We start from the raw sequence: 13093 nt of genomic DNA on the forward strand, positions 1-13093 counted from the left end.
AGGCAATCTGAATCAAAACTCGCATGGAGGAATGGCGCCTTACCTACAATTTGGATGGAATCAACATAATCATTTCGAAATCCTCGTAATATATCGGAATGCATCAATAGACATTCTGATTCGCAGACTCACGATTGAGTAACGAGGGAGAAGGCGCGCTTTAATAGTGCGCCTTTTGTCATCTAGGCTCTCGACGTTGCTCGCTTTTCAACGATATACTCACCGATATATCATTTGGAGAAATATCATGACATCGAGAGTCCCAACCAACATCATTACTGGTTTTTTAGGTGTTGGTAAAACCACCACGATTCTTAACTTATTAAAGAATAAGCCGCAGAACGAAAACTGGGCTGTACTAGTGAATGAGTTTGGTGAGATTGGCATTGATGGTGCCATGATGACCGAGCAAGGGGCGATGATTAAGGAAGTGCCTGGTGGTTGCATGTGTTGCACTGCGGGTGTGCCAATGTCGGTGGGTATTAATGCTCTGCTTCGTCAAAAGCCGGATCGTTTGATCATCGAACCAACAGGTTTAGGGCATCCAAAGCAAGTGATTGCGACCTTGACTTCAGAACAGTATGAAAACTACGTCGATTTGAAAGCGACGATTGCGCTGGTAGACCCGCGTAATCTATCGAATGAAAAATATACCTCAAATCAGAACTTCAATGACCAGCTTGATAGTGCCGATGTAGTGATTGGTAATAAAGTTGATTTGTGCCATAGCAACGACATCGATGTATTCAGCAGTTGGGTGACTGAACAGCAGCCGCCGAAGGTCTTTAGTAAGTTGGTGCAAAATGGCGAACTGCCTTTAGAAATCTTGGATATCGAGCGAGTATTCGGTGGTGCATCAAGCCATATCGAGCACCATCACCATCATCACGCAAGTTTAGAGCCGCAATTTGAACTGCCACCGGGTGAAGCTTTCATTCGTCGCGAGAACAAAGGGCAGGGTTATTTTAGTTGTGGTTGGCTATTCGGTGCAGAGTATGAGTTTAATTTTGATGAATTATTCTCAATGCTTTCAGCTTTAACGGCTGAGCGCGTAAAAGCAGTCGTGAATACTGACCAAGGTTGTTATGCATTTAACGTTGCAAATGGTGTGGTTTCCGTTAACCAAATGAGCCTAGCAGGTTTTGAGTCTCGTCTAGAAGTGATCGACTCTCAGTTAATGCCTTGGGATCAACTAGAACAAATTTTAGTGAAATTAGCAGGCATTCAATAAAGTGTGCAGATAAAAAAGGGGACTTAACGTCCCCTTACTATACTCAAACACTTTGAGATTACTTGAGCATATATTAGCGCTTGTTGCGCAGGTAACGCTTACGGCGTTCTTCTTTGCGCTTAGCCTTTTCTTCTGCACGACGAGTTGCTTCAATTTCAACTTGAACTAACTCTTCCGTGATCATTTCAGGGCGCTCTAATGTCACCTGACCTAAAGTACCGCCACGCAGTTCGTGCAGCAGGATCTCTGACACTTTGTGCAGGTCAACACGTCCACCAGAACGAAGTGCACCGCGACGACGACCGATCTCTTCCATAATTTCTACGTCAGATTCTGGCAGCTCATCAATTTGGTAACGTTCTTTAAGTAGATCTGGATACGCTTGGGCTAAGTACTCTACCGTGTAGAATGCCACTTCATCGTACTCCATCGCCGTATCTTTTACCGCACCAGTTGCGGCAAGGCGGAAACCACTGTGCGGGTTCTCCACTTTTGGCCACAAAATCCCAGGAGTATCTGAAAGTACAATACCATTTTGTAGGTTGATACGTTGTTGGCGACGCGTTACTGCTGGTTGGTTACCTGTTACTGCGATAGTACGACCAGCGAGAGTATTGATGATGGTGGATTTACCTACGTTAGGAATGCCCATGATCATGGTGCGAATGTTTTTACCAATCTCTTCGCGGTGCGGTGCCAGTTTGCGGCAAAGTTCGAGAATTTTTTGCACTTCTTGAGGTTGAGAGGTGGTAATAGCCATCGCTTTAACGTTGCTTTCCTTCTCCAGATGGTCAATCCAAAGTTGAGTCATCTCAGGATCCGCAAGATCGCGTTTGTTCAGTACTTTTACTACTGGCTTGTCGCCACGCAGCTCTGAAATCATTGGGTTTTCACTACTGAATGGAATACGAGCATCAAGCACTTCGATAATCACATCGATCTGAGGGATCGCTTCTGCAATCTCCTTTTGTGCTTTGTGCATGTGGCCCGGAAACCATTGGATAGAGTTATTAACCATTTGTATCTAATACCTTTATTTTGTCTATTCTAACCGTTTTTACCTAGATACTAACCGCCATGTATGCAGCCATTGTAATCAATCAGGTTAAACTGGTTGAGGTCTTTCGATATTGTACCACTTTTCATCGCAGGATCGTCTTTTGTCTGCAAGTAACTAAATTTTGGTGTTTTCATTTATCAGATCTCTCATTGTCCGATAGCGATTTTACTCGCCTGAGTGCACGCCTCGACGAGATTCGTGGTGAAAGATCAACGGGTAAAAATGAGGATGAGCACAGTCTAGGTATTACGATTGTTGAAGGCTGCGTGCGTAACCAAAGCAGTTATCTGGTGTTCTGATAGCCGTAATGATCAGCAATATGCAAAACCTCAACTTCCCGAGTGTTGAGGTGTGGCATAGCGTTTCCCCGAAATCAGGCAGCAAAAATAGTAGTCATAAGTTACATATTTCAGATTAAATTTGATATTTGTCGCAACTATGGGGCTTTGCCAATTGGACAAGCAATTAAGTTTGCTGAGATTTATTGATTTGTTGCTATTGATGGTAGGTTAAAAGCGTGAGGAATAGTGCTAATACAGCAATGAAGCATTCTCATTACTGGTTAGATACCAATTCCTTTTAGAAGTTGGAGCGTCAATAAGGATTGTTAACTTGAAACAGAGTAAAAGTGAATTCTGGTCGGGTGAAGAGTACGATGTTCAGTATGCAGATCGTTATTCACATGAAATAGCACTATTGCAGAAAATTGCGATTGAACAAAACGCCAAGAGTCATTTACGTATCAAATACTGTTATTCCAATTGGCAGAGGTCGCCATATGAAGACGGGGTGAATAATTGTGTTTGTGTTATTCAGCCAATTTAGATCTGGCGTATTTTAATGCTGAATTATGGTATAGCGAGATGCAAAGTAGGTAATTATTTCATGAATCGTAATTTAATTATGGCAGCAATTAGCTGTTTTTTGGCTGCCCTAGCACATATTGGTTGTATCTTTTTTGGAGCGGACTGGTACCGTTTTTTTGGTGCAGGAGAGGAGATGGCGCAAATGGCAGAGCAAGGTCTTTGGTATCCTACTGTTGTGACTTTGACCATATCTCTAGCTCTGACAACTTGGGGGATATTCGCCCTATCTGGTGCTGGAGTGATTAGAAAGCTTCCTTTTACACAGTATGTATTAGTAATAATCGCCAGTGTGTTTATTGTCCGAGCAGTTGCGTTTGTGGCTTTAATGCCGCGGTTTCCAGAAAACTCGCTTGTGTTTTGGCTAGTCAGTTCAAGTATTTGCTTGGTAATTGGGCTGTTGTTTGCCATCGGCGTAGGACAGCAATGGCGCACCTTGAATAATTAACCCCCATTGCATTAGATACGTCGGTCAGTATCACTATTTTAAGGATTATTCATGGAAACGACACTATTAACGGATCATCAAGCTGACATTAATAAAATAGCGCGTTGGTACTACAAAGAGTGGTCTCACATTGCCCCCAATATTACAGAGGAAATGGTCCGAGACTCGGTTGCGAGTAAAGCAAATAAGTTAAATGGGATGCCATTAGCATTAGTTGTTCGTTGCGATAATCAACTGGTGGGTGTTGCTGAGTTAAAATTTCACGAAAACAAAAATTACCCACAATATGAGCATTGGCTTGGTGGTGTTTATGTTGACCAAGCATACCGAGGTCGCGGTATTGCCACTCAATTAGTCACTGCAGCCAAAGAGAAAGCAGTCAGTCTGGGTGTTGAAGAGCTCTATTTACAGTGCGAAAGTCATAATATAGGTCTGTATAAAAATCAGGGCTTTGTAGAGCTTCATGCAGCAGAGCATCATCTCGTTACTACGACTATTATGGTGTGGCAGCCGAGTCAATCATAAGTGAGCTCCACAATAGGTTGGCTGTTGTGCTTGATCAGTAGACAACAGCCCATTTGGTAGGATTGAGTTTTGTTACCTCACTCAATCTAAATGTTCAAAGCAGTCATGCTTAATAAAGTAATCAATTTGCTTGGGCACGAACGAATTGTATATCAAGCTGGTATGGGTACTTGGGCTAAGGATATGGTCTGTCATGCCTTCGATTTTGGTCTCTTCTACCGTCACTGTTCCATCAGAAAGCATGGATTGATCCATTCCAAACAGTGCTCGAGCACCGAGTGGAATTGTGCCAGCAATGCAGCCTAGCTTTTGCTTAAAATCCCAAAGATCATCATGCAGGTTTAGACCATGTAGCGGAGAGTTACCAAGCATACCGCCAATACCTAACTGCTGCATGCGCTCGACAATTGAAGCCCCTCTTATCGGGCTACCGATAGCGACGACGTGGCTAATGCTTTTAAGGTTTGGTTGCCTATCATTTAAGTAAGCTTTGATGATGAGTCCACCTAAACTGTGTCCGACTAAAACATTGGTTTGGTCAGCGTCGAGTGCACAGTCGATTTTCTCAAAAACGCGTTGTTTGTCGATCGCAACCGTGTTGTAGGTCAGAACTTGAGTTTGATAGCCTAATTTACGCAGTTTATGACTCAATGGCTGCATGACTAATCCATGCATATACAAACCGTGCAAAATAATGATTTTCATCGCCACCTCAACTACTTCCGTACAACATCAACCAGAAATTATAAAGATTGCCAAGCACTAACGCTAGGGGCGGTGTCGCGAATATTAGCTCGAAAATACAGTGGTGAGATAACGGGATAAGTATCGATGAAAAGTTGGCACTGATGTTCGTGAGGGAGCGAAAGTAGAGAGCACAATCGCAGTCTTGTCGGACGTAATGAACACCAGTGCCAATTTGGTAGGTCAAGCGCTGCGGCTTAAAACAGCGCCTTTACAAATTACTTCATTAGTACATCAGTAAATTGGAAACCATAGATAATGATTAAGCCAATGATGCCCGTCATCACCAAGTAGTAGAATGTTGGGAGAACTGTCTTACGTAAGGTGGCACCTTCACGACCCAGTAGCCCCACGGTTGCAGAGGCTGCGACCACATTGTGAATCGCAATCATATTACCCGCCGCAGCGCCTACAGCTTGTAATGCAACAACCACAACACTAGAGATAGTAAGCGTTTGTGCTACCTCAAATTGGAATTGGCTAAACATCATGTTTGAGACCGTGTTAGAGCCCGCAATAAACGCACCCAGCGCGCCAACGGTCGCACTTAAGGCTGGGAAAGCAGAGCCAACAATGCCAGCGGCAAAGTTCGCCGTTGTTACCGGCATACTGGCGAGATCTGCACCATTAACGCCTGAATTGATGAAGATACGCACCATAGGGATAGTAAACAGCAGTACGAAACCAGCACCAATCAAAGTTTTACTTGATTCAGTAAATGCCGCGCCCAGTGGTTTTAAGCTTTTCGCTTGCATTAATACCGCGACTAGAGCAACGAATACCAGGATACCACCAGGCAGGTAAAGCGGTTGAATTGCCGTGCTAATCCCTGTTTCACCGAGGATATTAGTGAACGACACACTGACACTGGTTAACATGGTTTTAAATTCAGTGCTGACACGGCTTGCCACTAGAACAACCGCTAACAAAACGTAAGGCGCCCATGCCATCACTAAGCTCATTGGCTTACTTTGGTTATCTTTTAAATCAATTTTCAGTGAGCCTAACCATTCTGCTGGCCATCTATCTTCAGATTCGAAATCCCATTTGGTTTTTGGTACTAAAAAGCCCTTTTTCGCTGCTGAAACGACAATAGCGAGACCAAATAGACCGCCAATCAGTGATGGAAACTCTGCGCCTAAAAATACGCCCGTTAACGCGTAAGGAACGGTAAATGCTATGCCAGCAAATAGCGCAAACGGCAGAATATCCAGACCTTCACGCCAGCTTTTATTTTTACCGAAAAAGCGGGTCAGCATCATAGCCATGAGGACAGGGATTAAGGTACCAACAATCGCATGAATAATTGCCACGCTAGAGGTGATTTGCTGTAGGTAGGCATTCCAAGTGGAGCCATTTTCAATCAGAGCATTACCAATACCGTGAGTATCCAGACCTTTATTCACCCCGACGATGATAGGTGTGCCGACCGCGCCAAACGAAACTGGCGTGGACTGAATCATCATGCCCATTAAAACCGCTGCAAGCGCAGGGAAGCCAATCGCGACTAATAGTGGGGCGGCGATGGCTGCAGGAGTACCAAAGCCAGAAGCACCTTCGATAAATGAGCCAAAACACCAAGCGATGATGATGGCTTGGACACGGCGATCTTCTGAGATGTCGGTAAAGCCGTTACGAATAGTGGTGATCGCACCGGTGTGTTTAAGAGTGTTAAGTAAGAAGATAGCGCCAAACACAATCCACAGCACCGATACGGTAATACCGAGTCCTTGGAAAATCGAGGCAAACACACGGGTTGGTGACATATCCCAGAGGAGTATTGCAATGAATACGGTTAAAGCAAATGCAATCGGCATGGCTCTTTTCGCTGGCCAGTTAAGGCCAACCAATAGTATTGCCGCCACCACAATCGGTGAGAATGCGGCTAGGGCAAGTAGGGTTTCATTCATAGGGAAATTCCTTTCTCGGGCAGAATAATCAAATGCTGACGAATGGTTTTTAGTTATATTTATTGTGATTTTGGTGTTAATTGGATGTGAATGTTACGCTTTATTTTTTGTTAATATAGGGAGATAATGAAAATTATTAGTTCCAAAAATGGTGTAATAAATGCGAGCGGACGATTTAATTTTGTTTTCCCAAGTTTTCGAGCTGGGAAGTTTTAGCAAAGCAGCTGAGCAAAATAATCTTACAAATTCAGTAGTTAGCAAGAGAGTTGCGCGATTAGAAGAGCAAGCTGGCGTTCAATTACTTTACCGTACGACGCGCAAGCTCACACTTACGGAAGCAGGCCGCGCTTTGTTACAAGGTGCTAAAAATGTGAAGCAAGCCACGCAAGAAGCGGCTGACTCTGTCTCTGGATTTGGTGAGAAAGTAACCGGTCACATCAAAATGTCTGTGCCAACCATTTCTGGTGATCTTCTTTTGGCTGATGCGGTGGCGGAATTTTGCAACACTCACCCAGGTTTAACCGTCGATATGTCGCTCGATAATCGCTTTGTTGACTTAGTTGATGGTGGCTATGATTTGGTGATCCGTACCGGTTATCTAGAAGACTCCAGTTTGATTGCACGACATATGCTCGACTCACAATGGGTAGTGTGTGCGTCTCCCGCATATATCACTAAGTTTGGCCGCCCGGCTAAACCGCATGATTTGCTTAACCATAACTGCCTGCAATACGCCTATCAAACAACTGGGGCGAGTGAGTGGGAGTTTAAAGACCTAAAGCGCAACCAAATCATCAGGGTTTCCGGTAATTTTTCCACCGATAATGCCACTGCGCTACGCAAAGCGGCGATGGGGGGCCATGGTATCGCTTATGTACCGCGCTGCTTGGTTTACCATGATCTTAATAACGGTGAGCTGATTGATCTATTTCCTGAGCAGGTCGGTAAGCGATTGGGGATTTATGCGGTGTATCCGTTTACACGTCAGCCGCCTAAAAAAGTAAAAATGTTGATTGAACACATCAAGAATCGTTATCTAGAAATCGCCCACTATTTCTAGTGGGCGTCTAATGGATGCTGACACTGCTAATCCTATCAATTGATTACATAGCTGCGCGGTGTGTTGTATTGCGCGAACTTTAGATTGTCAAAGTAGTGTTGAGCTTTTTGTAGTAGCTCATATTCAAACATCCAACTGGCATTCCGCTGCGATGAACAAAAAGCGCCAATATGGTGCATTAAGTCATCACTCGCTTTGGTAATTAAGTGTTCTGTCGAACGGATTAAGTCCCCTTGTTCAATCGAGAGGAATTGAAGCAGAGCATGGGCTTGATTTAGGCAATCGAAAGCAGCTTGATATTGTCCCATTCTATTGAGTATTTGTGATTGCGAGACGGTAGCATCACGATAGCCAGTAATCAGGCAAACAAACTGACACGGTTTAGTTTGTGAACATTCCGCCGCATTTTGAATATGTGTTGGCATATGAGAGAGCACTTGGTCGTATAAATACTGAGCTTCAGGCCAATGGCCTTGCTCTAACAGTTGCTCTGCTTTTTGATAGTGACTCCAGCACTGATTGAGATCCATATCAGTGAACTCCTTAAAAACGGTAATGCATGCAATTTGAGATAACTGTCATCATTTAAATGCAATTGAATATCAATTGCAAATAATTATCATTGTATTCTTATTGGTTAATGTTTGAGCTGTTAGGCGTGATTCCAGCCTAAGTCACTAAAAGCTAAATAAAATTAAACTAAACTTGCTGTATCCACGTTGCTTAGTAGGCTGGATTTAGATTCTCAAAGTAGACCCAATATGATGGTTGAATAGGTGAGAAGGTTTAAGGCGCAGTATTGAGGGAATATAAATGGCGATTGAAAAGCTATTGGCAAGTCAGCTGTACCATTCTACAGAGTTAGAGCAGCTGCCGAGCAAGTCGACAAAGGATTTACCGCCGATTGATGAGATAGTCGGTCAGGAACGCGCGCAAAAAGCGGTTGAATTCGCGATGTCTATCAAAGAGAAGGGTTATAACATCTATGCCATTGGTCAAAATGGCTTAGGTAAGCGCACCATGATTTTACGTTACCTCAATAGACATAAAAATGATGTCGCTGAGCTTTATGACTGGTGTTATGTTTCGGATTTTTCAAACAACCGAACGCCTAAGGTACTTAAGCTACCTTGCGGAGTGGGTAAAAAGTTCAAACAAGATATTGAGAAGATGATTGCCAAGCTGGTGGTTGCGATGCCGCTTGCGTTTGATAACGAGCTCTATATTACCCGCGCAGAGAAATTAAAAGCGCAGTTGGCGCAAAAGCAAGCGGTAGAGCTTGAATCGATCAGTAAAGAAGCAAAAGAAAAAAGCATCAGTCTAACTGTTACCACTCAGGGTGATTATCAGTTTGTCGCGATGGATGGGGAAGAGCTGCATACCGAAGAGAGCTTCGACCAATTATCTGATAAAGAGCAGGAGATCTTCAGTACCTCGATTGATGAGCTTGAAGTTAAGCTTCGTACAATGGTTAGAGAGCTGACTGAGTGGGAAGAAACATTCAGCGAAAAGATTAAAAAGCTCAATGATGATGTCACGCTGGACGTAATCGCACACTTTATCAAACGTTTGAAAGAGGATTACTCTCAGTATCCTGAAATTAAAACCTACCTGTCTGAATTGAAGAAAGATATTGTTGAAAACGCAGATATTTTCTTAGAGCAGGGCAATGAGCAAGCAGAGATAGCGGCAGCGTCTTTAGACAAAAAGTTGCCTCGTCGCTACAAAGTGAACATTTTAGTCAATCGCTGTGGTTGCGAATTCCCCGTGATTGTTGAAGAAAATCCAAACTATCACAGCCTGTTTGGTTACATTGAAACAGCGACCTATAAAGGTACGGTATTTACTGATTTCTCATTAATCCGCGCCGGTAGTTTACATAAAGCCAATGGCGGTGTGCTGCTGATGGATGCTCAAAAGGTACTAGAGCAACCTTATGTGTGGGATGGTCTAAAACGAGCGTTGCGCTCACGACAGCTTAGTTTTACTTCGCTTGAAAAAGAGCTCACTTTAACAGGCGCGGTATCACTGGATCCTGAACCGATTCCATTAGACGTTAAGATCATTTTGTTCGGCGACTATCGGACTTATCAGTTGTTGCAACATTACGATCCAGAGTTCAGCGAGTTGTTCCGTGTGACGGCTGATTTTGAAGACGAAATGAAGCGTACCCCGGATTCAGAAAACCATTACGCGCGCTTTATCTCCAGCGTGGTGCATGACAATGGTATGTTGCATTGCGACCGTAAAGCGATTGCGCGCATTATCGAGCACAGCTCGCGTTTGGCTGGCGATCAAAACAAACTCTCATTACATTCGGCGAACATTGCTAACTTATTGCGAGAATCAAATTACGTGGCTAAGCAAGCCAATGCCAATATGATTCGTTCCAGCCACGTTGAAGAGGCGTTGGCGAATCAAGAGCTGCGCGTTAGCCGATTAAAAGATGCGGTGATGGAAGGCTTTATCAATGGAACCACTTTGATTCATACCGAAGGTACAGCAGTGGGGCAGGTGAATGCGCTATCAGTATTAAGTACGAGTGAGTATATGTTTGGTGCGCCAAACCGTATAACCGCGACGACTTGCTATGGTGATGGTGATGTGATTGATATTGAGCGAAGTGTCGACCTAGGAGGCAGTATCCACTCCAAAGGGGTCATGATTCTCACTGCTTACTTATCTTCTGTCTTTGGCAAAACCGCCAAAGTGCCGTTGACCACAACTATTACTTTTGAACAATCCTATGGTGGTGTCGATGGTGATAGTGCCAGCATGGCTGAATTTTGTGCGGTGGTGTCGGCGTTTTCCAAACAACCAAATCGACAAGATATTGCTATAACCGGTTCGATGAACCAGTTTGGTGAGTCTCAGCCGATCGGTGGGGTTAACGAGAAAATAGAAGGCTTCTTTGATGTGTGTGGCATCAAGGGGCGCTCTAATCAACAAGGGGTGATCATTCCTCGTTCGAACATGCACAACTTAATGCTGCGCCCGGATGTGGTCAAGGCAGTGGAACGTGGGGAGTTCAATATTTGGGCGATTGACCATGTAACCGAAGCGATTGAAATATTTACCGGTAAACCTGCCGGCACGCCAAGTGATGAGGGCAGCTATCCGATTGATACTATCTACGGTATCGCCCAAGCCAAACTCAACGCATTACGCAAGTAATCGACAAACAAGGCTCTGAAATTTCAGAGCCTTGTGCTTTATGCTCGGATTAACTTTGGCGAGTAATCAGCTCGTTGCCACTGGCTTGATTGCTGCTAAAGGCTTGTACGTTACTCAGTGTGGTATGAGCGATGTTTGATAGGGCTTCGTTAGTTAAGAACGCTTGGTGACCCGTAAACAGCACATTGTGGCAAGCGGAGAGACGGCGGAAAACGTCATCGACAATGATGTCGTTGGACTTGTCTTGGAAAAACAGCTCTTTTTCGTTGTCATAAACATCCAATCCCAACGAGCCAATTCTGCCTCTTTTGAGTGCTTCGATAGCTGCCGCTGAATCCAGTAGTTCACCGCGGCTGGTATTGACGATCATTACACCATCTTTCATTTGGTCAAACGCTTGTTGATTGAGCAGGTGATGGTTTTCAGGCGTCATCGGACAATGGAGCGTTATGATATCACTGGATTTAAGCAGTGTTTCTTTGTCGCAGTAAGTAACCCCGAGCTCAACCGCAAGAGGATTCTCGTAAGGGTCAACGCACAGGATATTCATGCCTAAGCCCTTAAGAATTCGCATCGTTGCTAAGCCTATTTTACCGCTGCCAAATACGCCGACCGTTTTACCGTGAAAATTAAAGCCAACTAACCCTTCTAGAGAGAAATTGGCATCGCGCGTTCTTTGATAAGCTTTGTGAAAACGTCGATTGAGGCACATCATCATCCCAACCGTGTGTTCTGCCACCGCTTCTGGAGAGTAGGCTGGCACGCGAACCACTTGTAAACCGAGGCGCTCGGCAGCGTCGAGATCGACTCTGTCAAACCCCGCGCAGCGCATTGCGATGAGTTTGACACCATGGCGCGCTAACTCTTCAAGTACCGGGGCGGAAAGGTCGTCGTTCACAAACGCACATACCACACTACAACCTTGCGCCATACGAGCAGTCTTCGTTGTCAGTCTAAAGTCATGGTAATGAAGTTTGAAGCCAAATGCCTGATTGACCTCTGCGAATGATTTTTCATCGTAAGATTTACTACTAAACAAGGCGATATTTGTCATAGATACCTCTGCTACACAGGAATCTCGATAAGGGAATGTAACAAGGACATTCCGAAACCAGAGTCGAACCCATTTTTCAATCTTAAGTCATGAGCAATAAAGTTCGTTAAGTTAGAAAATAATTCTTTGCCACTAATTTGAGTGAGTTAATATCATTAATAGCGCTGTTTGCTAGCGAAATAAACCATAAATTTTGTGTTGGATTAGATGGAATCCCCACAACTGTAGCGAATGGTCAGTGGGAAACTTGGCAAAATTTGAGTTTTCGATGCGATCGCCACTATGGTAGCATCCCAGCCTAAATCTATAAGCAGTAAGACAAACGATGCGACACCTACAAACCACAATTCATCCTGAGATTGACCACCTAGACGATAAAACCGTATTTCAACGCAAAGCCGCTCGCGCGATTGTTGTCGACGGCGAAGATATTCTGTTGCTTTATACTGAGCGTTATCACGATTACACCATTCCTGGTGGTGGTATTGACGAGAATGAAGATGTGATTGCCGGGCTAGTACGTGAGCTGCAAGAAGAGACAGGCGCGCAGAACATTCACAGCATTAAACCATTTGGTATCTATGAAGAATTTCGTCCTTGGTACAAAGATGATGCTGATGTGATGCATATGACCTCATATTGCTATACCTGTAAGATTGATCGTGAGCTTGGTGAAACCGCTTATGAAGATTATGAAATCAAAAATGGCATGAAACCGGTCTGGTTGAACATTCATGCAGCGATCGCTCATAATGAGAAAACCATGGCGGAAAGCCCGAAAAAAGGCATGAGTATTGAACGTGAAACTTTCTTGCTGCAGTTAGTGGCTAAAGAAATGCTGTAAGCCAGTACAGACTTTATGAACATCAGTAGACCCGCTTAATGCGGGTTTATTTTTATGTACATGAATCGAGAGAGGTGGATGAAAAATAACAAATTCTCACCGTTTGACTTATACCTGAAGGCAAAATACGGTATATACTTACCTCAAGTAATTGAAATATAAAAACAGTATAAAATGCTA

At 44.0% G+C, this 13093-nt stretch carries 14 protein-coding genes; 8 read left to right on the forward strand and 6 right to left on the reverse strand.

Annotated elements, in window-relative coordinates; genetic code table 11:
• Positions 1 to 247 precede the first annotated feature (247 nt).
• Entirely contained in the window at positions 248 to 1231 is a 984-nt protein-coding gene (locus tag GZN30_RS16925) for a CobW family GTP-binding protein (RefSeq protein WP_075652371.1), read from the forward strand.
• A gap of 73 nt (positions 1232 to 1304) precedes the next feature.
• On the opposite strand, the gene ylqF is transcribed toward GZN30_RS16925, so the two are convergent.
• Together ylqF and GZN30_RS21470 are read right to left on the reverse strand one after the other, a co-directional pair.
• Positions 1305 to 2249 (reverse strand): ribosome biogenesis GTPase YlqF, encoded by a 945-nt coding sequence (gene ylqF / locus GZN30_RS16930; RefSeq protein ID WP_075652370.1) that lies wholly within the window; start codon positions 2247 to 2249, stop codon positions 1305 to 1307.
• A gap of 50 nt (positions 2250 to 2299) precedes the next feature.
• Positions 2300 to 2425: a hypothetical protein gene (locus tag GZN30_RS21470; RefSeq protein WP_269472808.1), complete on the reverse strand. Its 126-nt coding sequence runs from the start codon at positions 2423 to 2425 to the stop codon at positions 2300 to 2302.
• Positions 2426 to 2440: 15 nt separating this feature from the next.
• Between GZN30_RS21470 and GZN30_RS16935 the strand changes: the two genes are divergently transcribed.
• From GZN30_RS16935 to GZN30_RS16950, 4 genes are all read left to right on the forward strand, one after another.
• A complete protein-coding gene (locus GZN30_RS16935) occupies positions 2441 to 2590 on the forward strand; it encodes a hypothetical protein (RefSeq protein WP_161987087.1) in 150 nt (49 codons plus the stop codon).
• A 313-nt stretch (positions 2591 to 2903) separates the two neighbouring features.
• Positions 2904 to 3116 (forward strand): hypothetical protein, encoded by a 213-nt coding sequence (locus GZN30_RS16940; protein ID WP_139312283.1) that lies wholly within the window; start codon positions 2904 to 2906, stop codon positions 3114 to 3116.
• 60 nt (positions 3117 to 3176) lie between these two features.
• Complete coding sequence (locus GZN30_RS16945; protein ID WP_075652369.1) at positions 3177 to 3602, forward strand: hypothetical protein; 426 nt, start codon at positions 3177 to 3179, stop codon at positions 3600 to 3602.
• 51 nt (positions 3603 to 3653) lie between these two features.
• Positions 3654 to 4127 (forward strand): GNAT family N-acetyltransferase, encoded by a 474-nt coding sequence (locus GZN30_RS16950; RefSeq protein WP_075652368.1) that lies wholly within the window; start codon positions 3654 to 3656, stop codon positions 4125 to 4127.
• 81 nt (positions 4128 to 4208) lie between these two features.
• Here the strand turns inward: GZN30_RS16950 and GZN30_RS16955 are convergent, their stop codons facing one another.
• Positions 4209 to 4832, reverse strand: a complete 624-nt coding sequence (locus GZN30_RS16955) for an esterase/lipase family protein (protein ID WP_075652418.1) — start codon at positions 4830 to 4832, stop codon at positions 4209 to 4211.
• 257 nt (positions 4833 to 5089) lie between these two features.
• Complete coding sequence (locus tag GZN30_RS16960) at positions 5090 to 6781, reverse strand: L-lactate permease (protein ID WP_075652367.1); 1692 nt, start codon at positions 6779 to 6781, stop codon at positions 5090 to 5092.
• A 160-nt stretch (positions 6782 to 6941) separates the two neighbouring features.
• Here GZN30_RS16960 and GZN30_RS16965 point away from each other — a divergent pair, with 160 nt between their 5' ends.
• Positions 6942 to 7841: a LysR family transcriptional regulator gene (locus GZN30_RS16965; RefSeq protein WP_075652366.1), complete on the forward strand. Its 900-nt coding sequence runs from the start codon at positions 6942 to 6944 to the stop codon at positions 7839 to 7841.
• 35 nt (positions 7842 to 7876) lie between these two features.
• On the opposite strand, the gene GZN30_RS16970 is transcribed toward GZN30_RS16965, so the two are convergent.
• Positions 7877 to 8371, reverse strand: a complete 495-nt coding sequence (locus GZN30_RS16970; RefSeq protein ID WP_075652365.1) for a hypothetical protein — start codon at positions 8369 to 8371, stop codon at positions 7877 to 7879.
• Between the two features lie 283 nt (positions 8372 to 8654).
• On the opposite strand from GZN30_RS16970, the gene GZN30_RS16975 reads away from it, so the two are divergent.
• Complete coding sequence (locus tag GZN30_RS16975; RefSeq protein WP_075652364.1) at positions 8655 to 11015, forward strand: Lon protease family protein; 2361 nt, start codon at positions 8655 to 8657, stop codon at positions 11013 to 11015.
• A 49-nt stretch (positions 11016 to 11064) separates the two neighbouring features.
• Here the strand turns inward: GZN30_RS16975 and GZN30_RS16980 are convergent, their stop codons facing one another.
• Entirely contained in the window at positions 11065 to 12069 is a 1005-nt protein-coding gene (locus GZN30_RS16980; RefSeq protein ID WP_075652363.1) for a 2-hydroxyacid dehydrogenase, read from the reverse strand.
• Between the two features lie 325 nt (positions 12070 to 12394).
• On the opposite strand from GZN30_RS16980, the gene GZN30_RS16985 reads away from it, so the two are divergent.
• Positions 12395 to 12913: an NUDIX hydrolase gene (locus tag GZN30_RS16985; protein WP_075652362.1), complete on the forward strand. Its 519-nt coding sequence runs from the start codon at positions 12395 to 12397 to the stop codon at positions 12911 to 12913.
• The last annotated feature ends 180 nt before the right edge of the window (positions 12914 to 13093 follow it).

Source organism: Vibrio ponticus, assembly GCF_009938225.1.
Lineage (GTDB): Bacteria > Pseudomonadota > Gammaproteobacteria > Enterobacterales > Vibrionaceae > Vibrio > Vibrio ponticus.